This window comes from Siminovitchia sp. FSL H7-0308, assembly GCF_037980985.1.
Lineage (GTDB): Bacteria > Bacillota > Bacilli > Bacillales > Bacillaceae_C > Siminovitchia > Siminovitchia thermophila.
This window is the reverse complement of record NZ_CP150282.1, coordinates 1,112,845-1,134,621: the sequence shown is the minus strand read 5'-3', so window position 1 is coordinate 1,134,621 and position 21,777 is coordinate 1,112,845. Positions and strand designations below refer to the sequence as shown.

Sequence of the window (21,777 nt, the reverse complement as noted above, 5' to 3'; positions counted from 1 at the left end):
AGAGAATATATCGTAATTTGGACAGTCATTACTTAGTAGGATTTGCTCAAAAGTCGCGAGTATTTCGTTAAAGTGGATAGTAGTACCCTCGAGTGGAGAGTATTTCAATAAGGTGAAAAGTATTGACTCACGAATGGTGGGTATTACGAAAATGTGAAGAGTAGTAGCCCTCGAACAGCGAGTATTATGAAAAAGTAGAGTGTAGTACCCTCGAACAGCGAGTTTACGAAAAAGTAGAGTGTAGTACCCTCGAACAGCGAGAATTACGAAAAAGGAGAAAGTAATACCCTCTAGCAGAGGGTGCTTCCATAAATGTGAAGAGATTAATCCACGGATGTGAGTATTACAAAAAATGTGAAAGCCCTCAAACAGCGAGTATTACGAAAAAATACCCTCAAGTGGTGGTATTGGTTACGAGCTGCGAATAATGTTGAAAAAAGCGGATAGTAATTGTTCAGGAATTAAGGAAATCACCGACTCACCTAAAAAAGGCTGTCGAGCAAAAACTCGACAGCCTGGCTGGACTGACTTCCTTACGGAAAGGCGTGATGTTCTGATCACTTCCCGCTTAAAAAGAGCAGCGAATACCTTTTGTAAAAAAATCCATCTTACATACTTTCCGTTATTTTGTCTTCTAGCCCAGTATCCTCCTCAAATTTCCCTTTGTTTCTGCGGAATCTTTCAACCGCTCGATATAGCGCAGGGATTATGACCAATGTGAGCAATGTCGACGTCGTCAAGCCGCCTATAACAGTGATTGCCAATCCTTTTGAAATCAAGGCGGCAGAAACTGACTCCACATCGGCTGATATCGCTAGCGGTATTAACGCGCAAATGGTTGCAACGGCAGTCATGACGATCGGTCTTAAGCGAATTTTTCCTGCTTCCACGATGGCTTCTTCTACTTCCATTCCGCGTTTACGGTTATTTTCAACCCGGTCCAAAAGTACAACCGCATTCGTCACAACGATCCCGATTAGCATTAACAACCCGATTAATGAACTCAAAGACAGCGGTTGGCCGGCGATGAGCAAAAATCCAAATGAGCCGATTGGCACGAACAAAATGGAAGTCAAGATGACCATTGGTGTCAACAAGCCATTAAAGGTCATACATAAGATTAAAAATACCAGGACGATCGCAATGACCATCGATACACCCATATCGGTATATTGCTTCGTGATTTCTTCATTAGCCCCGCCTGTTTTTAAGCTTACTCCTTCAGGCAGTTTCAATGCATCGACATCTTTTTGTACTTTGTTTGACTCCGCTAAAATGCTATTCCCTTTTATTTCCGCGGTTACTTTTGCCAACGTTTTGCCGTTCTCCCGGTTAATCTCAACAGGTGTCTTCATTTCAACGACTTCTGCCACGTCTTTCAGCGGCTTTACACCTCTTGGAGTTGGAACTTGTAAATCTTCCAATCCCGATTTGCTCGTTATTTTTTTATTGTAATTGATCGTAATATTGATTTTCTCATCTTTTATTTTGTAATCCATTAATTCAACAGCATTTAACTGTTCATTGATCAGTCCCATTAATTGGTTGGAATCAATGTTTAACTCTGTTCCCTGCTCATTTAAAGAGATTGACCATTTTTCCCGAGCTTCATTCATTTCATTTTTTACATTTTTTAATTGATCGTTTTGCTGCAATAAGTTTTCCACTTGTTTTGAAGCCTTCTCCAACGTTTGGAGATCATCACCATACAATTCAATGGCCACAATATTCCCCGAAGGCCCTTGTGCTTGTGATAACTCTTCAACCTTTATGTCTGCCTCTGGAACATCCGCTTTGACAAGCTTGGATAGCTCCTTTTTTAATGAATTGATTTCTTCGTCGGCTGTATAGCCTTTTTTCAATTTCACGATAAAGCCGGCTTCATTGTCTTTTTGCTGGAATGAGATCGGATCAGCCGGTTTACCAACTTCAGCACTGCTATAATCAATTTCCTTCTTTTCACCTAAATAGTTTTCCACTTTTTTGGCGATTTTGTCTGTTTCTTCCAGCTCTGTCCCTGCGGGCAGCGTCATACTAATGTTTAATGATGTGCTACTTCCCGCGGGAATGAGCGAAAACCCCATGAGTGGCACTAATGACACTGAACCGACAAGCAATAGGATCGAAAGAATGATCACCACGCCTTTTCTTCTGATCGCAAGACGAAGAAGTTTTTCATATCCTAACACCATTCTGCCTTCTTTTTCTTTCGACTTCACTTTTTTGAAAAAGGCGTTCCCTAACACGGGGATAAGCATAATCGCCACAAAGAGTGAAGTTAAGATGGAAATCGCAACGGCTAGAGCAAACGGACGGAACTGCTCCCCAATCATCCCATCTACAAAGGCAACCGGTAAAAAGACAATACAAGTGATAAAAGTGGATGAGGCAACGGCAGTCATGACTTCTTTCGTTGCTTTGAAGGCAATCTCTTTCCTGCTCATTGTGCTGCCTTTTTCCTGCAGCCAACGGTACATATTTTCTATGACGACAATACTATCATCGACAATTCGTCCGATTGCGACTGCAAGCCCCCCCAAGGTCATAACATTCAACGTATAGCCAATATAATCCAGTGCCATGATCGTAACAAGAATGGATACTGGTAAGGAAATGATTGAAATAATCGTCGCGCGGAAGCTTCGTAAAAATAAGGCGATGACGATGATCGTAAATAATGCTCCAAACAGTCCTTCTTTTACCAATTTGGAGATGGACGTATCAATTTCCTTGCCATAATTCAGAATAGGATACTTTTCGTACTTCGCTTCTTTCTGATATTCATCAAAAATACTTTCAACTTTGTCTGTTACAGCAACCGTGTTGGCGTCTTTCTCTTTTGTAATACTGAAAACAAATGCCGGCTCTCCGTTGTAACGAGAAATTTCTTGCTCTTTTTCCGTTTGTTTAATAGTGGCAATATCAGATAATTTTACACTTGCTGCCGCATCTGGTTGTTGGCTGGTAATGATCAGTTTGTTCAAATCTTCAACGGATTGAATGGTACCTTTTATATCAACGGGTATTGTTTTCCCATCATTTTCAACCGTTCCAACTGTCACATCGGCATTTTTACTTTGCAGCGCCTCCTGGACAGCTTGTAAGCTGATTCCTTTTTCCAACGCTTTGTCCTGCTGTAATTCTATTTGCCAACTATTTTCTCTGAGTCCGGTAACCTCTACACCTGCTACCCCTTTCACTTTTTTGAGCTCGGGCATAATGGTGTCAGTTATTTTTTTCTGAAGTTTATCGCGGTCTTCTCCTGTTATTGCAACTTGATAAACACTATTTAACAAGTGATCTATCGTTAAAACTTGTCTATCGGCATTTTCAGGCAATGAAACACTGTTCACAATCGCTTCGAGTTTACTGTTTACCCTGTCAAGATCAGTCCCGAAGGGATATTGAACTTCAAGCGTGACCATATTACTTGTAGTTGAAGCAATGACATTTTCCGCTTCATTTGCCGCCAATATTTTTTCTTCCAGTGGCACAGTAATATTTTTCTGGGTTTCTTCAGCAGACTGTCCGGGAACTGCTATTTGAATAAATAAAGTGGGAAAGGAGAGATCTGGCATGATCGCCTTTTGAATTTTCGTTGTTGAAAATAATCCTCCTCCCAAAACGAGGATACAAAGAAAAAATACAGCTATCCCATTTTTTAGACTCCATTGTGTGATTCTCGACACTTTTCTACCCCCTATAATGACTTCAAACAAACGATAACAATGCAATATGAACTGTATATGAACAAAAGTGGCCGCAAAATGAAATTTGCGGCCACATCTGCATTTTATCTTTTCGGTTTGTTTTTTAAGGGGAGTGTAATGATGAATTTGGTTCCTTCTCCAAGCTTGCTTCTTACGTAAATATTACCATGATGTAATTCCAAGATTTTTTTTACAATGGCAAGCCCGATCCCGCTGCCATTTTTCTTTGACCGGGACTGTTCTGCTTTGTAAAATCGCTCAAAAATATTTCTCAAATGTTCCTCGGCTATACCGATTCCGGTGTCTTCAATTTCAACGATGGCCATACGAGTCTTTTTCGTTAATCGAATCCCGATGGTACCTCCGTCCTTATTATATTTAATGCTGTTATATATGATATTTTGCCAAACTTGGTGCAGTAAATCCTTGTCTGCTACAATATACGTTTTTGGCAAATCTACAGTAAATTGTATGTCTTTTTTCGACCACTCCGGTTGTAACTTTAAAATAATCGCTCTGATTTGTTCATCAACGGAAAAAACTTTCGGTTCAAATGTGTGTTGGTCCGATTCCAAAGATGCCAGTTGAAGCAAGTGGCCACTTAAGCGGGAGAGCCGTTCACTTTCCGATTCGATAATCTGTAGAAATTCCAGACGCTCCGCACTAGGCAAGTCTTTCTCCCGCAACGCTCTGGAGAATCCGCGAATCGAAGTAAGGGGAGATTGAATTTCATGGGAAACATCTGAAATAAAGTTTCTCCGCATTTGTTCGAGTTTCTTTAAATCTTCCGCCATGATGTCAAAATTTCTTGCCAACACACCGATTTCATCTTTTCGTTTCCAATTGAGATGAATGTCAAAATTCCCCTTGGACAATTCTTGCGTTACTTGAGTCATTTTTGTTAATGGCTTGACGATAAAGCGGGAGACAATCAAAATTAAAATACTGCCAGAAATCAATATGCTTAAAAAGCCCAAAATAATTACTTGATAAGCATCCTTGTTGAGATCGCTATCACTGACATAAACAAATAATGCATATTGTTTGTCATCTTTTTGAAATGGAAGGCCGACGATTGGATTATTCGGGTCACTCCCTTCTTCCCGATAGACACCTCCTTTTAAAACTTGTTGAATCCTCTCTTCTGAAATTGATCTTTTGACTGTTCCAAAAACCTCCGGCGCTCCTTCCGAATCATATATAGTGAAATCGATAAGCATAGGCTTCAACAATTCATTTGCCACATTCTTCAATTCTGACATATCATCAAATTCTCTAAATAACGTAATAATGCCTTTTCCTTGTTTAATAAACATCTCTTCTTGCTCACTCCCAAGGATTTCCCGATATAATAGAGTAAGCGTGAAAAAGCCGATGACAAGACTAATCATAACTGTAATGATATAGACGATTACAATCCGGGTATATAATGTCTTCATTTTTTCACTTCCAATTGATAGCCTAAACCGCGGACTGTCAAGATTTGGAACTGGTTCGTCCATTTTTCAAACCGTTGACGGATACGTTTGATATGAACATCCACCGTCCTTTCATCGCCTTCGTAGTCAATTCCCCAAATTTGTTCGATTAACTGGCTTCTCGTAAAGATGTTTCCTGGATAACTGGCCAATTTAAAAAAGAGCTGAAACTCTTTAGGCGGCAACATAATGATTTGACCATCTATTTCCACCGTTTGTTTTTGTTCATCCAATTTCAAATGGCCGATCGTAATGATCGAAGAATAGGCTATCCGGTAGCGGCGCAGTAGCGCTTTTACGCGTAATACTAGTTCAACAGGGTCAAACGGCTTCACGATATAATCATCCGTTCCACTTTGAAAACCATTCACCTTATCGTTAGACTCCCCTTTCGCAGTGACCATTAATATCGGCACAGTCGAAAATCGGCGGATTTCCTGACATACGTCAAAACCATCCACCTTTGGCATCATAATATCAAGAATCACTAAATCAATTTGATTGTTCTCTATGACATCCAAAGCTTCTTCACCGTCAAAGGCTTGTAAAATCTGAAATCCTTCGGGCTCAAGGTAGACTTTCATGAGCCGCTGAATATGAGGGTCATCTTCTGCTACTAATATCCGAATCACTTTCCATCATCCTTAAATTGGTATTCTCGTTTTCTGATTCCACCCACATATTATACTATTTTTATAGCAGATACTTATACACAAATGGGATTGTTTTTTCTGGTATAACAGTCATGTTCTAATCGCATAAACCGTAAATGCGGCGTCATCAATCACAATGAAGGATGCGAGAAGAGGCCTTAATGGTTAATGTCTAAGCATATTCCAACATACAATAGTGGTCTTACCATTTTATACATGACCATCGCTTTGAAAAATCAAAGTTTTTGCATAAAGAGATGTGTTATGTGTAATCAATCGACAGTGACTTGCATTTTTGTAACAATCTTTTACAAACAGATATATAATGGACTGCATAATAGCTGTAATGAAGGGTAATATATAAATTTAGAAGGAGGTAAAAAATTGCAACACTCTCAGAATGCTCGTGAAAGCGGCAATCAGAAAAGCAGAGATGGTCAAGTCCAGCATCAACATAGCCCTAGCAATAAAAAAGCTTTGGGATGGACGTTTTGGATCATTACTACCTATATGATTATCGAGGTAATAGGTGGAATTTATACAAACAGTCTTGCTTTGTTATCGGATGCGGGGCATATGCTCAGCGATGCAGTGGCACTTGGTTTAAGTTATCTTGCTATAAAGTTTGGAGAGAAGCAAGCTACTTTGACGAAAACATTTGGGTACAAGAGATTTGAGATTTTGGCGGCATTCTTAAATGGTCTTACATTAGTTGTCATCTCTATTTACATATTTTATGAGGCTTTTCAGCGGTTTTCGAATCCTCCTGAAGTGATGAGCTCAGGAATGCTCATGATCGCAACGATCGGATTAATTGTAAACATCATAGCTGCCCTCATTCTTATGAAGAGTGACAGAAAAGAGAACTTAAATGTTCGGAGTGCTTTTCTGCATGTCTTGGGTGATTTGTTGGGTTCAGTAGGCGCAATTGTCGCGGCGCTGCTCATGATATTTTTTGGATGGGGCCTTGCCGATCCGATTGCAAGCCTCCTGGTGGCCATCTTGATTATTATTAGTGGATGGCGTGTTACAAAAGATTCTTATCATATTTTAATGGAAGGGACCCCAACTAATATAGATGTTCTTGAACTTAAAAAGGCATTGCTCGAAGTAAATCAAGTGGAAGAAGTACATGATTTGCATGTGTGGTCGATTACATCTAGTTATCCGGCATTAAGCTGCCACTTAATTGTGGAATCACAAGCCGATCACGATCAAGTTTTAATGGAGGCGAAGCGGATTCTCCAACATGACTTTCATATCAAACATTCAACCATCCAGGTAAATAAAAAAGGCTCCCGTTCCATGGAAGATTACCACTATCATTAATAAAATTCTATAAAGAGCCTTTTCTATGCATTTGTTAAAAGGCTCTTTATGATGGACTGGGCGCAATTTCTAGAGCGATTCGTTCGACAGATGTTACTTTGGATTAGGATGCCACTAGTATCTAGGTTCTTCATTTTTAGAGCGATTCGTTCACCAGATGTTACGCCCCTGATTGTGTAAACGGCGTAGCCCAAGTAGTCAACGAATCTTGCATAACACTGGCAAGTGCACTTTTTTTTCTCAATCTCCATATGCTCGCGTTACAGTCGAGCTATGGATTTGTGATAGGAATTATGAGTATGATGTTTCTAGAGATGAGGATTGTAACCTATACAAAAAGTCTACCTATCTTCCGTATGATGGATAAGAGCTATTTTCACAATCTGATGGACATGCTCATCCAGCAAAGAATAAAAAACCAATTTTCCTTCTTTGCGATATTTGGCAAGTCCCATATTTCGAAGGTAGCGCAAATGGTGTGAGGCTGTTGCAGTCGTTGAGCCAATAATTTCGGCTACATCACAAACACATAGTTCATCTTCGAGGGTCAGAGCATATGCCACTTTTAAACGTGTCGCATCAGCTAAAGCCTTGAAAAGCAATTCAACTCCATTCACTTCATTTATCCTCTGTTGCACCCGAGTTACCACATCTTGATGATAACATCTAGTTTCACACGTATCAGGCACATTTTTTATTGTTTTTTCAATCACTGAATCCCCCTCCATTCGATTATAGTGTAAGTTTCCTTCAAATAATTTTCAATTATAATATTCAAATGAGTATTTTAATGAGGTGCGCACACTGTTACAATTAACCCAAACTATGAAATTTGATGGATTAGATGTTTTATTTCCATCAATCATTGGAAAGGGCGGTTAATGAAAATATATCAAACTATTATAATAGGAGCTGGACAGGCTGGGCTGGTAATGGGCTATTATCTGAAACAGTTAGATCAATCTTTTCTAATTATAGACAAGTCTGAAGCAATAGGATCATCATGGAAGTCAAGATATGATTCCTTAATACTGTTCACACCAAGACAATACAGTTCCTTACCTGGTTTAAAGCTGGCAGGAAATCCACATGATTATCCAACAAAAGATGAAATAGCGGATTATTTAATCACTTACCGTGAAACATTTCAGCTTCCAGTGCAAACCGGCATAGAGGTATCCCGCATTTGGAAGGAAAACAACCACTTTTTGATAGAAACAAACAAGCAGATTTACGAAGCTGAAAATGTGGTGGTCGCGACTGGTCCTTTTCAGAAGCCGCATATACCTGCTTTTACAAAAAACTTGTCAACTGATATATTACAATTACATTCTTCCGAATACAAAAACCCTGCCAACCTTAGAAAAGGCAATGTGTTAGTTGTAGGCGGCGGCAGCAGCGGCGGCCAAATTGCCGTCGAATTATCCGAAGAACGGGAAACCTATTTATCCATTGGCCATAAGTTGCAATTTTTACCTAATCAAATAGGCAATAAAAGCATATTTTGGTGGTTCGACATGCTTGGAATCACGAAAGCAGCCCCTGATTCATGGCTGGGAAGAAAGGTGCGAGCCAAGGGGGACCCTATTTTTGGATATGAATTAAAGAAGGCCATCGAAATGGGAAAAGTGATCCTAAAAAGCAGGGCTATTTCCGGAGAAGGGACAACTGTACAGTTTCAAGACAAGTCCATTTTACATGTGCAAAACATCATTTGGGCAACCGGATTTCAATCGGATTATAGCTGGATCAACATCAAAGGGATTCTTGATCAGCAAGGTATGCCCCTGCAAACAAAAGGAGAAACAAACATACCTGGCCTATACTTTTTAGGGCTTCCCTGGCAAACTTGTCGTGGTTCAGCACTCTTGCTGGGTGTTGGCAAGGATGCGCAGTATATAGCCGAACTCATTGACAAAAGAGATTAAAACAATATCGAATGGAGTGAAAAATTTTATGAACAGCAAGAAATTGGTCTTATTCACTTTAGGCTTTATCGCATTGCTGGTGGCAATCGTTTTTCTGGTAAACCAACAAGATAAAGATACGCAAAGCAATAAAAAAGCGGAGCACCCTCCTATTGAACAGCAGCCCACAATGGGGGAAACGGATGCGCCTGTTTCAATTGTGGAATTCGGCGATTATAAATGTCCTTCTTGTAAAGCTTGGGGAGAAACAGTATTCCCACAATTAGAGAAAGAGTTTATTCAAACAGGGAAAGCCACTTTTTCCTATATCAATGTTTTATTTCACGGAGAAGAATCTACATTGGCAGCATTGGCTTCCGAGTCGGTATATAAACAAGATCCCGATTCATTTTGGGCCTTTCACAATGCTGTTTTTGCTCAACAGCCTGAAACACAACAGCATGATAATCAATGGGTAACATCTGAAAAATTAGTAGAAATCGCCAAAGAAACCGCTCCTGAAATTGATCTCAAGCAGCTAGAGGAAGATATCAATACGGAGGGCACGAAAGAAGAAGTGAAAAAGGATGATGATTTAGTAAAAGAATTTAACGTTGAATTGACACCGACAATCATCATAAATGGTGTTATGGTGGAGGACCCATTTGACTATGACGCAATTGTATCCTTAATAGAAAAGGAACTGGAAAAGAAGAATGAGTAAATCTAATCCATCTGACGCTCATTCAAAAGGCTATATTCTTTACGCAGCCTGGGTGGTCTCTGTTGTCGCAACTTTAGGGAGCCTGTACTTCAGTGAAATAAAAGAATTCATACCATGTGAGTTATGCTGGATTCAGCGAATTTTCATGTATCCTTTGGCCATTATTCTTGGAATTGCGGCATTTGACAATGATAAAAAGTTGAAAAAGTATGTATTGCCGCTCTCCATCACTGGGGGCTTCATTTCCTTATATCATTACATGGTTCAAAAAGTCCCTGGATTTGCCAGCATTAAGCCCTGTGTACAAGGTGTGCCTTGTAATATGCAGTATATTAACTGGTTTGGTTTTGTGACGATTCCATTTTTGGCTTTGACCGCTTTTACAATCATCACCATTTTAATGATCGTATTGTATAAGCCATTTGGAAAAAATAAATAAAAGGTGCTTGGTTACGATTTAAAAAAGCCATTAAACAAACACTTGTCTCCCTCTCTTCCTTGTTTAAAATACATGAAACAAGAGCAGCTCTACCCGGATTCTTCCGGGTAGTATTGATATATGGTTCACAATATTAAACTGACATCAAATACTCAGAAGGTATAAGCAATCCGAAAACGATTCCTTATGTTACTTATACTTCTACTTTCAGCTTGAAATCACAGTCCCTCCAAATAAACCAGTCTCGTAATAGTGAGTGTATTGAAAGGGCTCATTTGGAGACTTTTGCTATTTTAGCCATCCATATTTTTACCTCTTCCCACTCATTCCTTTATATGATACATAATGCTTTGAGAATATGAATGCCTTTGTCAATGGCCTGACTCCTGTTCTTAAGATGAAGAACCCACATGATCGACATATTCTTCAGTTTTTCTAACATCCCTTATGGGGATGTCCTTTAACATGATAAACATATGAGTTTTATCCTTCGCCCGTTACCGGTATTTGTGATTATGATTCAATATCGCTATCCTATAATCATGTTAGCGCGATATTTAACGAAAAATTAAAATCACACCTCCCTTTTCTAAACTTTGAAATGCCCTAGACCATTGTTATCTCGTATGTCAATGATTGAATCGTCTTTGTTTCTGCATAAAATCTCGATATCTTATTTGTAAAATGTCCAGTAGGTGGTGTGAATTTGAAGAAAATATCAATCAAAATCGGCCTTCTCTTTTTTTGTTTGATCTTTACAATGGAAGTCTGCTTGTTTTTTCTGTTGCATCAAAAAATTGCCCACTCAAGAATTGAAGAAGAGCTTTCTGCACTTGTAAACCGGGGCAACAATCATCGTGACGTGTTGGAAACATACTACAATGAAGAAACAATCCACCACATCGCTTTAATGGAAGTAAAATCGGTTACCGAGGTTGTGATCACCGATGAACAAGGGAAAATAATCATTTCCTCCACGGATATCACGAATCAAATCCGTCAGTTAATCAAAGCAGAAAAAAAGGATATCCCCAGAAGTGGACAAATCATTGAAAATGACTGGAAGTCCAAGCCCTATATTGCCACAGTCACCCCATTTGAAACGGGGATAAAAACTGGTTATGTATACATGTTCCAAGATACAAGCCAAGTAAAACAATTAATGAAACAACTTAATAAACATTTTCTCATTGCGGGAATCGCCACCGCCATTGTGACAGCCATTATCATCCTGATTCTCTCGCGTTTTATTGCAAAACCGCTCATAAAAATGAAGGAAGCGACCAAAAAGTTAAGCCGGGGAAATTTTTCCATTCAGTTAGATAATAAAAGCAATGATGAACTGGGAGAACTTGCGGGATCCATTCAACGGCTTGCTGATGAACTGAATCATCTTAAAACAGAACGGAATGAGTTTTTGTCTAGCATTTCCCATGAACTGAGAACACCCTTAACTTATATGAAAGGATACGCAGATGTCGCCAAAAGAGATAACTTGAGCAAACAGGACAGGGAGCATTACCTGAACATCATAATGGACGAAACAGAAAAGCTAACAACCCTTGTAACTGAATTAATAGAGTTGGCTCAACTGGATAACAACGCTTTTACAATTCATAAGGAATGGTTCCCAGTCAGCGAAGCTTTGAAAAAAATAACGAAAAAAATACTGCCCTCTTTCCATGAAGCTGACATTACATTAGTGGTCATTTGTCCCGAAAATATTCAAATCTATGCAGACCCCGTCCGCTTCGAGCAAATCTTAACCAACTTGTTGGATAATGCGAGAAAATATTCTCCCAACGGAACGATTACAACCTTGGAAGTTGTACACGAAAACGGGGATGTAAAGATTGCTATCCGTGATGAGGGAAAAGGCATCCCGAAAAAAGATATACCCTTTATTTTTGAACGGTTTTACAGAGTCGATAAATCACGCTCCAGGGACTTAGGAGGGACAGGCCTTGGATTGGCTATTGTGAAAGAGTTGATTTATGCCCATCATTGGGAGATTGAAGTTGCCAGTGAAGTGAATAAAGGTACCACTATTACGATAATAGCAAGAGGTGAGTCATCATAGTGCGAAAAATTTTAATTGTAGATGATGAAGAACGGATGAGAAAATTAATCACATTATATTTATCTCCGGCCGGGTTTGAGTGTATTCCAGCATCCTCTGGCACCGAGGCGTTAGCCTATTTATCGAAAAAGTCATGCGAACTGGTCATCCTTGACGTCATGATGCCTGACATGGACGGCTGGGAAACTTGTCAGAAAATCAGGGAGTTCTCCGACGTTCCCATCATTATGCTGACAGCCAGAACGGACAAAACCGATGTAGTAAAAGGGTTAAGTGTGGGAGCGGATGATTATATAACAAAGCCCTTTGATTCAGGTGAACTCCTTGCCCGAATAGAAGCCATTTTTAGACGAACAAAACATAAAGAAGATACAACCATCCGTTTTAATGGCCTTATTTGGAATCCGGACTCTTACTCCATCAATTATAAGGATAAGCCCATCCAAGTCACACCAAAAGAGTTTTCCCTTATTGGTTTATTACTTAAATATCCAAACCGCGTATTTACAAGGGAACAGCTTCTCACCATCATTTGGGGCCTGGAAGCGGGAACGGAAGACAGGACAATTGACTCCCATATACGTAACATCCGGGATAAATTAAGAAATGCCGGTTTTCCTATTGATAACCACCTTACCACCGTTTGGGGGGTGGGCTATAAATGGGAAAATGACTGACTGTACACCAGGAGGAAAAACAATGAAGTTAACAAAACTCACCGTGCTTGCAATCACCTCATTCATTCTTATGACGGGTTGCTCACAAACTGAAAAAAATTTACCTATGAAAAAACAGATAAAAAAATAGACCATGTTCACGGCGCTGGCTTTTTGGAAAATGATCTTTATGTTGCCACCCATGAAGGAATTATAAAGCATGATGGGCAAAACTGGTATACAACGACTGGAAATAATCATGATTATATGGGATTCACCATGACAAAAGATGCTTTTTACTCAAGTGGCCATCCGGCAGAAGGGTCGAACTTAAAAGATCCGCTCGGGTTAATTAAAAGTACCGATAAAGGTAAAACACTTGACCGACTTGCCCTCTATGGCGAATCAGACTTTCACTACTTGACAGCCGGTTATGACTCCGACACGATCTATGTCATTAATCAGGAGTCCAACTCGGAGCTTAAAACGGGCATGTATTACACAAGGGATGAAGGAAAAACGTGGGAATCCAGCAAATTTTCCGGGATAGAGTCCGATTCGATTGGCAGTATTTCTGCCCACCCGAAAAAGAAAGAAATGATTGCCGTTTCTACGAGAGATGGTCTGTATCTATCTAAGGATAACGGAAACAACTTTGAACTGATGACAGATACCTTTATGGTCCCGGCGGTATTTTTGCTTAAAGATGCCATGATTTACTCAACTATAGAGGATAAAGGCATTCATCTGTATCATCAAAATATCAATGAAAAAGAGGCCGCTGAAATACAAATTCCCAAGATTTCCGATAAGAACCCGATCATGTTTATAGCAGCAAGTCATGAAAAACCTGAGCAAATGGCGATCATAACATACGCAAACGATATTTATATCACGAACGATTCCGGGAATAATTGGAAACAAGTCGCCAAAGAAGGAAAACTTGAATAACAGAGGGAACATCTCCCTTATCCCCCTACGGGGGATTTTTTATTGGCTGGTTCATCCCAGAAAAAACAACTATATCGTCATTCACATTTCTTTTCATCTTTCTGCACACTTTCTCCACACGCAGGTGGGATAATAATTGTAAGGAAAGATCATGAAAACCAAAAGGATGAATGGAGTGTTGAGTGATGATGCATGGATATGGTTACGGAGGAATGATGGGCGGATTTGGCGTGTTAGGGTATATCATCCATTTACTCCTCACTGGAATCGTCGTTTACATCGCGGTCAAGCTTGCCATGAAAAAATAATGACGAAAGGTGAGAATATGAAAAGCTCTAAAAAAAAGCTATTAATCGGATTCGGAATCGTCTTTTTCGCCATATTGTCAGGTTGCTCTTTCAATCAAGCTCCTGATCAGGATAAGGTAAGCTCCCCGCCGCCTGAACAAAAAGGAAAGAACGCACTCCCCATTCCCCCCCTGCTTGAGGATAAGAATCCGGCAGACGATGTCGCGGAGTTTTATTTAAAAGCGCAAAAATCAACAAAATCATTTTTGGATGGGGTCGAAACCGAATCATACGGATATAATGGGGATTATTTGGGACCGGTCATTCAGGTACAAAAAGGGGAACAGGTGAAAGTCCATATTAAAAACGAATTGGGCGATGAAGAAACGACCGTTCACTGGCATGGTTTGGAAGTCCCGGGAAGTGCTGATGGAGGGCCGCATAACGCCATAAAGCCAAACGAAATATTTAGCCCTTCCTTTACCATTACCCAGCCAGCGGCAACATTATGGTATCACCCCCACCCGCTCCATAAAACAGGAGAACAAGTGTACAAGGGATTGGCTGGTTTATTTTATATTGAAGATGAGGTATCTAATCGGCTGAATATCCCCAAGTCGTATGGAGAAAATGATTTTCCTATTGTCATTCAAGATCGAAATTTACGGGAAGATGGCCAATTATCCTATGACCTGAATATGATGTCTTTAATGCATGGGATGCACGGCGACACGCCTCTCGTTAATGGTGTCTTCGATCCCTATCTTGAAGTTCCCCAAGGGAAGGTCCGTCTGAGACTTCTGAATGGGTCCAATGCCCGGATCTTTCAACTGAAACTAAGTAAAGATAACCATTTTTGGCAAATTGCCAGTGACGGCGGTTTTCTTGAAAAACCGGTTAAAATGGATCAAATCGTGTTAGGGCAAGCTGAAAGAGCAGAAATGATTGTTGATTTTTCACAATATAAACAAGGTGATAAAGTTCAACTTTTTGATCAGGATGTACGCCTCATGAATTTTATTGTAGGAACTCCGGAAAAAGAGAAATTCGAAATCCCTGACCAACTGACAACAATCGAAAAGATCAATCCTCCTTCAGGAACTGTCACAAGAACATTTGCTTTTCAAGGCATGGGTAATTCAGTTAACATCAATGGCAAACAAATGGACATGAATCGCATTGATGAAGAAGTCCAGCTCAATGCTACCGAAATATGGGAAATTACAAATATTGATAACGGGATGATGGGTGGAATGGGAATGCCTCATCCTTTCCATCCACACGGGGTACAGTTCCAGATCCTTGAAAGAAATGGGAAAGAGCCGCCTGAAAATGAACAGGGGTGGAAAGATACGATCCTCCTCATGCCTGGCGATAAAGTAAAAACAATTGCCACGTTTAAAAAAGATGGGGTGTTTATGTATCATTGTCATATTCTCGAACATGAAGATGCCGGAATGATGGGCCAGTTTGAGGTCAATTAGCGAGACCGCCTGAAAAAGTCTGAAGGTTGGTGGTGTTATTGGGGAACAATCATATGATTCAATGCGAGTTAGATGAGCTTAAAGGCATGGGGCAATGCGATTCGGATGTACTGGTAGCCGAATTAACAAAAAATCAACAAAAAATTCAAGCAAGCTATGAACTGTACTATCATAAAAAACAAGATGAATCATGGATCGAGCATTATTATTGCGGCATTTCTTTTAAAAATGCAACACCGATCCACTTACTAAAAGAATTACAAAGACTCGTAGCCAGTACACATAAATACAAACACCCGTATGGTATAAGCAAAGATCAATACTTGTATACATGGGTTGATCTTCAACCAAACGGCCAACTAAAAAATATTTATTCCGGAGTCCAAAAAAGTCCCAAAACAGCCATAGAAGAAGACTTTGAAACAATTCAACAACGATTTACACAGTATCGGCATCTCATCACGGCTCAAAGGTACTCCGACATGGAAATTGACAGGCACATCCGAATCATCTCTCGCCAATATAAATTTAATGCCGAACATGTTGTACCCCAATCTTGGTTTAAAGCCAAAGAACCCATGAAAGGAGACTTGCATCATCTATTTGCCTGTGAGCCTGAATGCAATAGCATCCGTTCCAACTTTCCATATTATGAATTTGATGCAAACACAAAGCAGGCAAGCTTACGTAACCAATGCGGTTTATATGAAAATGGCCGATTTGAACCCGAGTACGGAAAAGGGGCGGTTGCCCGAGCCACTCTTTATTTTCTATTGCGTTACCCGACCAACATTTTAAAAAAATATAAAAAAGCGATTTGTCTTCCGTTATTGATCAAATGGCATGAGACATTCCCTGTAAACGATTATGAAAGACATAGAAATAAAGCCATCTTTGAAATTCAAGGGAATCGGAATCCTTTTATCGACTTTCCTGACTTGGCAAACCGGCTGGCGCCAAACCTTTAGCTTTTGGAATTACTATGTTGATAAGGAGCTGGGACACAACTAAATCAGCTGATTAAAAACGAACAATACAGTGAAACTTCATTCAGTAGGCGTTTTCTTCCATCTCCTACTGATTGTTAGTTGAACCAATCGGGCATGTAGGTGCCGTTTTCTCCCACTTGAACCTTTTGTAGTCACACAAGATTTTAAAGTGGTGTATATGGCACCTTACATGCGGGATAAATTGGCCTAGTGTATAATGCGCAAACTTTTAGCGTAGTCAACATATGTAGACTCCTGCGGGAATAGTTCGAGCTGAAGATCCCGCAGGATAGCGACCTTTGCTCTCCGAGGAAGCTGAAGAGACCTGCGGAAAGCGAAATGTTTTGACGTAGCGATGATAGGGATTTTTTTACACAAATAGGGGTCGGTACATAAGTTGAAAGCTGATTCATATTCGTAAAAATCGTGAGAATAAAACCGCCTGAAATCAAGGTTTTTAAACTTGATTCCATGCGGCTTATTTCATTTTTACAGGGTTTTGTCCCGATCCCTTTGCTATTTCGTATTTGCTTCGTATTGTCGCCCGTGAGCATAATCGACTTGATATTCAATTCGTTTAATTGGTGAATGGCTTCTTTAGCTGTATCCCGAATGATATCTGCCAGTGCGATCATACCGGCAATTTTTCCATTGACCAAAGTAAAGACGACCGTTTTTCCTTCAGCGGACCATTCATTAAATGGCCCTTCATCAAAGGAAAGATTTTGAGACCGCACATAGCCAGGGCTTACTACCATGATTTCTTTTCCATCCACCTCTCCCTGAAGCCCTTTACCGGTAAGGGATTGGAAGTTGCTTACAGACGGAATCGAAAGCTGTCGTTCTTTTGCGGATTTCAAAATGCCGCGGGCAATGGGATGCTCTGAATGGGCTTCAACCGCTGCAGCCAATGATAACACTTCTTCTTCTGCATAAGGACTTGAAGCAGCGATATTCGTCACTCCAAACTCTCCCCTGGTCAACGTTCCTGTTTTATCAAATACAACCGCCTCGATGAAACGGGCATTTTCAAATGAGGCACGGTTTCTGATCAACAATCCTTTCTTGGCAGCAATGGATGTGGAGACAGCTACGACGAGAGGAGCCGCAAGCCCGAGCGCATGTGGACAAGCAATGATGAGAACGGTGACCATTCTGGTGATGGCAAAAGAAACAGAATAACCAAGTGACAACCAAATAACAAACGTGAGCAATCCAGCGAGAAGCGCCCCGTAAAACAGCCATTTTGCGGCACGGTTGGCAAGATCCTGGGCTTTTGATTTGGATTCCTGCGCTTCTTTCACAAGCTTGATCACCTGAGAAAGATACGTTTCCTCGCCAGTCTTCTTAATCGATATAATAAGAGATCCTTCTCCATTGACCGAACCGCCTATGGCTTCGTCTCCTGTTTCCTTTTCCACTGGAACAGATTCCCCGGTCAACATCGATTCATCGATAGTTGATTTCCCTTCAATAATTTCCCCATCCACCGGAACTTTTTCTCCAGGCCTGACCAATACATGGTCACCATGGCGCAACTCGGTAATATCGACTACTTTTACATTGCCGTCTTGATCTATAATACTCGCTTCCGAAGGCATTAGTTTTGCCAATTCTTCCAGTGCTTTGGAGGCGCCCATGACAGAACGCATTTCAATCCAATGGCCTAGAAGCATAATATCAATTAATGTAGCCAGCTCCCAGAAAAAATCCTGTTCTGCGAAGCCAAATGCCGCCGCCGAACTGTAGACATAGGCAACAACAATCGCTAACGTAATGAGCGTCATCATCCCTGGGCTTTTTTCTTGTATTTCATCTTTCGCACCAGTTAAAAACGGCCAGCCACCGTAGAAAAAGACGATCGTTGACAGGGCAAACGATATGTACATATCACCAGCAAAGCGCCAGTTGACATCCAGAAACATTTGGATCATAGGAGACAAGATCAAGATCGGAATCGTGAGAATCAGGGAAATATAAAAACGCTTTTTAAAATCTTCCACCATATGGGCATGGTGGTCATGGTGCCCCATGTGGCCGCCCTGATCTCCCCCGTGTCCGCCATGAGCATGAGAATGCTGCTTTGCATGGTCATGGTGATGATCACCGGAATGAGGGATGTCTGTTTGTTGGTTGGAATGTTCGCGGTCGTTTTTATCCATACTGCTTCCTCTCCTTTCTGTTTATTTACCCCATTTTACACGTAATATGTCCAGAAAATATGCAGAGTAAACAAGCGCATGCCCTATAAAAATATTGTTATCAGTGGAAATGATAAGGTAAAATCACTTTCTGAATAAAAGGTGTTTGAGTATATAGGAATAAGCACAGCAAGAAAAATAGGAAGCCCAGCAAAAAAGGATTCTGGTAATAACGCATCCATTTAAACTGCTCTTTCAGCAAGGGAAGTATCTCATATGCCAGCAAAAAACAGATCAATAGCGCAAATGTAAACATCAACATAAGGGCTTTATCCCAATCTGCAGGCTCTATCATTTCTCCAAGCATGGCGCCCATCATTCCGGCCATCACTCCCGATAGCATACCTTCTAATAGGGCAAGAAATGAAAAAGATGAGCCGATGAGCGCGCCCGCGAGTGCCCCTGCCCCCATCCCCACTGCAGTAGATAACAATAAATGCCCTTGAAACACAATGCCTAGAAGCGTTCCAGCAAATAATCCCATTCCCATCGCCATCGACATGGCAAAAATCATTCCTTGCATAACTGTTACTTTTTTTCTTGCGAAAAAAGCGCAAACAGTCACTCCGAAAAAAAATGTGAAAAAGACGGAAATAAGTAATATCAACCCAGTCGTCATCTAAACCATCTCCAAGACTTTGTACAAGTATATGGCTCCCAAAAGAACAATTAGCACTACATATTCCCTTACATAAAAATTGTCAAGAAAAATGCAGATATTCTGCATATATTTAGGGAATTCTATTATTAGATCATCTTTTAAAAGGAGCGGTTTGATGATGAAAAAAGTTTTTTATCCCATCCATTTATTCATCATTGCCGGGGTGCTCGTTTTTTCTGGTTGCGCGGCTTCCGGACAAGACAACAACCAAAATGGGACATCGGCCAATAATGGACAGGAGCAAACAAAGCAGGAACAAAACAATGGAAAACAACCGAGCAAAGAAATGCAAGAAAAATTCGCTGCCCCTCCAACCGATTTTAACGATCAAGCGTCTACAAATCTTAAAATAGAAAGCACAAAAAATGTAACGCGGATCAATGAGGAGCAAACAACCAGAGCGGCCACTCTTGTTTCTCAAACAATTTGGCCGGCGACACACAAGGAGAATCAGCCGGGGACAGTGATTTTGGTTCCAGAAGGCCAGTGGCAAATCAGTATGGCAAGTGCCGACTTAATCCATCATCCGAATAATGGTCCTGTCTTATTTACGAAAAAAGACGCCGTGCCCCAAGAGACGCTGGATGAAATCAAACGGCTTAGACCTGTGGGAAATGAGGCTGGAACTCAAATAATGGTCATGGGGGACGTCTCCGAAAATGTCTTGAAGCAGCTTGAAGAGTATAAAGTACAACATATAGAAGGAAGTGATCCCGCAAAATTCGCGGCCGATATTGACCGGGTGTATGCCGAAGTGGCGGGAGAAGTTCCCGAGAGTGTGATCATCGTTTCATCTGAAGAAAAGGCCAAGTTATTTTCACTTCCCGCCGTTAACTGGATTGCGCATATGCCGGAGCCTGTTTTATTTGTGAACAAGGACGACATTCCTGAAGCGACCCTTGCTGCTCTAGAAGTAAGGAAAAAGAAACCGAATATGTATATTTTGGGGCCGGAATCAGTGATTTCAAAAAAGGTAGAAGATCAACTTGGCGAGATTGGGACAGTAACAAGAATCGCGGGTGAAGACCCGGTTTCCAATGCTATTTCCTTTGCTCAATTTAAAGATGAAGACACTGGTTTTGGCTGGGGGATGAATGAGCCTGGACACGGTCTTTCCTTTGTATCGACGAAAACCCCGGAATTGGCCATTGCCGCTGCTCCGTTTTCACATTTAGGCAAACACGCACCGCTCATTTGGCTCGAAAATGGTAAGCTTCATGAGGATATTTACAAGTTTTTGGCAACCATCCGCCCGACATTTACAAATAACCCTCAAGACGGACCATTCAACCATGCCTTTATGACGGGAACTTTTGATCAAATTTCGTTTAAGACCCAGGGAATCATTGATGAGAAATTGGAAATTACAAATGCGAGCGGCGGCGGACACGGGGGCCATTAGAAAAAGCTTTTAAATTGTTCCGTTAATGAAATGGACGAAAAGACAGCTTGCTTGTATGAGTTCGGTATTGTACCGGGCTCATATTTTTATGTTTTTCTTTATATTTGGCTAATTGTGGAACATAAACATTCAAATGGAAGGCACTTCATCAAAAACTCCGTCTTACTTAACTTAAAGCAAGATCCGTATTTTTCTTTGCCAACTGACGATTTTACGGCGGCAAAGATAGCCAGCCATTGTTTGAAATTCTTGCCATTACATTTTTTCAAGAAACGAATGTAAAAAAAATTATTTCCATGCTGTGTCCTCTCCTTCAGGTTTAACTTCATACCTATTGAGGGTATATGGGGTTAACGGGTACATTCAAAAAGAGTTGATGAAGAAAACAGGAAAATATGCATTTTTTTTGCAGTTTATTCAAATCTTCCAAGGGGAAAATAAAAAATGAATACCTCAAAAGGAAGGATGATTTGGTGAATAACCAAATGTATGAACAATGTATCCAAGCTTGCCTGGAGTGCATGGAGGCGTGCAACACCTGTTATGATGCTTGCTTACGAGAAGAGGACATAGCCAAAATGGCTGACTGTATTCGTATGGATCGGGAATGTGCAGATATATGTGCTTTTGCAGCCAAGGCGATGCAGTCTGGCAACCCATTCGCAAAACAAATTTGCCAATTGTGCGCGGAGATTTGCGAAGCTTGCGGAAATGAGTGTAAAAAGCATGATCACGACCACTGTCAAAGATGTGCGGAAGCTTGCTTTAAATGTGCGGAAGAATGTCGAAAAATGGCTTCTTAATGCATAAATGGGGAAAGGAGAGC

At 40.6% G+C, this 21,777-nt stretch carries 18 protein-coding genes; 12 read left to right on the top strand and 6 right to left on the bottom strand.

Going from position 1 to position 21,777, the window contains the following annotated elements:
- Positions 1 to 608: 608 nt before the first annotated feature.
- The 3 genes from MHB50_RS05375 to MHB50_RS05365 form a co-directional block, all read right to left on the bottom strand.
- A complete protein-coding gene (locus MHB50_RS05375) occupies positions 609 to 3,689 on the bottom strand; it encodes an efflux RND transporter permease subunit (RefSeq protein ID WP_205178458.1) in 3,081 nt (1,026 codons plus the stop codon).
- Positions 3,690 to 3,793: 104 nt separating this feature from the next.
- Positions 3,794 to 5,149, bottom strand: coding sequence for a HAMP domain-containing sensor histidine kinase (locus MHB50_RS05370; protein WP_205178460.1), 1,356 nt, complete (start codon positions 5,147 to 5,149; stop codon positions 3,794 to 3,796).
- Complete coding sequence (locus MHB50_RS05365; protein ID WP_205178469.1) at positions 5,146 to 5,820, bottom strand: response regulator transcription factor; 675 nt, start codon at positions 5,818 to 5,820, stop codon at positions 5,146 to 5,148. Before MHB50_RS05365 ends, MHB50_RS05370 begins: the two co-directional genes overlap by 4 nt.
- A 498-nt stretch (positions 5,821 to 6,318) precedes the next feature.
- Here MHB50_RS05365 and MHB50_RS05360 point away from each other — a divergent pair, with 498 nt between their 5' ends.
- The gene (locus MHB50_RS05360; RefSeq protein ID WP_236016952.1) at positions 6,319 to 7,170 is read left to right on the top strand and encodes a cation diffusion facilitator family transporter; all 852 of its coding nucleotides are present in this window, start codon (positions 6,319 to 6,321) and stop codon (positions 7,168 to 7,170) included.
- Between the two features lie 341 nt (positions 7,171 to 7,511).
- On the opposite strand, the gene MHB50_RS05355 is transcribed toward MHB50_RS05360, so the two are convergent.
- Positions 7,512 to 7,898, bottom strand: coding sequence for a metalloregulator ArsR/SmtB family transcription factor (locus tag MHB50_RS05355; RefSeq protein ID WP_205178471.1), 387 nt, complete (start codon positions 7,896 to 7,898; stop codon positions 7,512 to 7,514).
- Between the two features lie 159 nt (positions 7,899 to 8,057).
- Between MHB50_RS05355 and MHB50_RS05350 the strand changes: the two genes are divergently transcribed.
- From MHB50_RS05350 to MHB50_RS05310, 9 genes are all read left to right on the top strand, one after another.
- Entirely contained in the window at positions 8,058 to 9,098 is a 1,041-nt protein-coding gene (locus tag MHB50_RS05350; RefSeq protein ID WP_205178532.1) for an NAD(P)-binding domain-containing protein, read from the top strand.
- Between the two features lie 28 nt (positions 9,099 to 9,126).
- Positions 9,127 to 9,801, top strand: a complete 675-nt coding sequence (locus MHB50_RS05345; RefSeq protein WP_340084972.1) for a DsbA family protein — start codon at positions 9,127 to 9,129, stop codon at positions 9,799 to 9,801.
- Positions 9,794 to 10,240 (top strand): disulfide oxidoreductase, encoded by a 447-nt coding sequence (locus MHB50_RS05340; protein WP_077110208.1) that lies wholly within the window; start codon positions 9,794 to 9,796, stop codon positions 10,238 to 10,240. Before MHB50_RS05345 ends, MHB50_RS05340 begins: the two co-directional genes overlap by 8 nt.
- Before the next feature lie 700 nt (positions 10,241 to 10,940).
- Positions 10,941 to 12,320, top strand: a complete 1,380-nt coding sequence (locus MHB50_RS05335) for an ATP-binding protein (protein ID WP_339162421.1) — start codon at positions 10,941 to 10,943, stop codon at positions 12,318 to 12,320.
- Positions 12,320 to 12,997, top strand: coding sequence for a response regulator transcription factor (locus MHB50_RS05330; RefSeq protein ID WP_205178477.1), 678 nt, complete (start codon positions 12,320 to 12,322; stop codon positions 12,995 to 12,997). The genes MHB50_RS05335 and MHB50_RS05330 overlap by 1 nt, the downstream gene beginning before the upstream one ends.
- Positions 12,998 to 13,150: 153 nt before the next feature.
- Positions 13,151 to 13,927: a F510_1955 family glycosylhydrolase gene (locus tag MHB50_RS05325; protein ID WP_340084971.1), complete on the top strand. Its 777-nt coding sequence runs from the start codon at positions 13,151 to 13,153 to the stop codon at positions 13,925 to 13,927.
- A 185-nt stretch (positions 13,928 to 14,112) separates the two neighbouring features.
- Entirely contained in the window at positions 14,113 to 14,235 is a 123-nt protein-coding gene (locus tag MHB50_RS05320) for a hypothetical protein (RefSeq protein WP_268920943.1), read from the top strand.
- A gap of 17 nt (positions 14,236 to 14,252) precedes the next feature.
- Positions 14,253 to 15,698 (top strand): multicopper oxidase domain-containing protein, encoded by a 1,446-nt coding sequence (locus MHB50_RS05315; protein ID WP_340084970.1) that lies wholly within the window; start codon positions 14,253 to 14,255, stop codon positions 15,696 to 15,698.
- Positions 15,699 to 15,751: 53 nt separating this feature from the next.
- Positions 15,752 to 16,666 (top strand): endonuclease, encoded by a 915-nt coding sequence (locus MHB50_RS05310; RefSeq protein WP_340084969.1) that lies wholly within the window; start codon positions 15,752 to 15,754, stop codon positions 16,664 to 16,666.
- Positions 16,667 to 16,851: 185 nt separating this feature from the next.
- Here MHB50_RS05310 and MHB50_RS05305 read toward each other — a convergent pair whose 3' ends face one another.
- Both MHB50_RS05305 and MHB50_RS05300 read right to left on the bottom strand, forming a co-directional pair.
- On the bottom strand, positions 16,852 to 18,849 hold the full coding sequence (locus MHB50_RS05305; RefSeq protein ID WP_340084968.1) for a copper-translocating P-type ATPase: 1,998 nt from the start codon (positions 18,847 to 18,849) through the stop codon (positions 16,852 to 16,854).
- 100 nt (positions 18,850 to 18,949) lie between these two features.
- Positions 18,950 to 19,507, bottom strand: a complete 558-nt coding sequence (locus MHB50_RS05300) for a hypothetical protein (RefSeq protein WP_340084967.1) — start codon at positions 19,505 to 19,507, stop codon at positions 18,950 to 18,952.
- Positions 19,508 to 19,667: 160 nt separating this feature from the next.
- Between MHB50_RS05300 and MHB50_RS05295 the strand changes: the two genes are divergently transcribed.
- On the top strand, positions 19,668 to 20,951 hold the full coding sequence (locus tag MHB50_RS05295) for a cell wall-binding repeat-containing protein (RefSeq protein WP_340085298.1): 1,284 nt from the start codon (positions 19,668 to 19,670) through the stop codon (positions 20,949 to 20,951).
- 485 nt (positions 20,952 to 21,436) lie between these two features.
- Complete coding sequence (locus MHB50_RS05290) at positions 21,437 to 21,754, top strand: four-helix bundle copper-binding protein (RefSeq protein ID WP_340085296.1); 318 nt, start codon at positions 21,437 to 21,439, stop codon at positions 21,752 to 21,754.
- The last annotated feature ends 23 nt before the right edge of the window (positions 21,755 to 21,777 follow it).

What these genes read in the sequence shown, in the direction of transcription:
- MHB50_RS05370 (WP_205178460.1), bottom strand. Translation starts at nt 5,149, where the DNA reads ATGAAGACATTATATACCCGGATTGTAATCGTCTATATCATTACAGTT.
- MHB50_RS05355 (WP_205178471.1), bottom strand. Translation starts at nt 7,898, where the DNA reads ATGGAGGGGGATTCAGTGATTGAAAAAACAATAAAAAATGTGCCTGAT.
- MHB50_RS05345 (WP_340084972.1), top strand. Translation starts at nt 9,127, where the DNA reads ATGAACAGCAAGAAATTGGTCTTATTCACTTTAGGCTTTATCGCATTG.
- MHB50_RS05340 (WP_077110208.1), top strand. Translation starts at nt 9,794, where the DNA reads ATGAGTAAATCTAATCCATCTGACGCTCATTCAAAAGGCTATATTCTT.
- MHB50_RS05320 (WP_268920943.1), top strand. Translation starts at nt 14,113, where the DNA reads ATGATGCATGGATATGGTTACGGAGGAATGATGGGCGGATTTGGCGTG.
- MHB50_RS05315 (WP_340084970.1), top strand. Translation starts at nt 14,253, where the DNA reads ATGAAAAGCTCTAAAAAAAAGCTATTAATCGGATTCGGAATCGTCTTT.
- MHB50_RS05310 (WP_340084969.1), top strand. Translation starts at nt 15,752, where the DNA reads ATGATTCAATGCGAGTTAGATGAGCTTAAAGGCATGGGGCAATGCGAT.
- MHB50_RS05305 (WP_340084968.1), bottom strand. Translation starts at nt 18,849, where the DNA reads ATGGATAAAAACGACCGCGAACATTCCAACCAACAAACAGACATCCCT.
- MHB50_RS05300 (WP_340084967.1), bottom strand. Translation starts at nt 19,507, where the DNA reads ATGACGACTGGGTTGATATTACTTATTTCCGTCTTTTTCACATTTTTT.
- MHB50_RS05295 (WP_340085298.1), top strand. Translation starts at nt 19,668, where the DNA reads ATGAAAAAAGTTTTTTATCCCATCCATTTATTCATCATTGCCGGGGTG.
- MHB50_RS05290 (WP_340085296.1), top strand. Translation starts at nt 21,437, where the DNA reads ATGTATGAACAATGTATCCAAGCTTGCCTGGAGTGCATGGAGGCGTGC.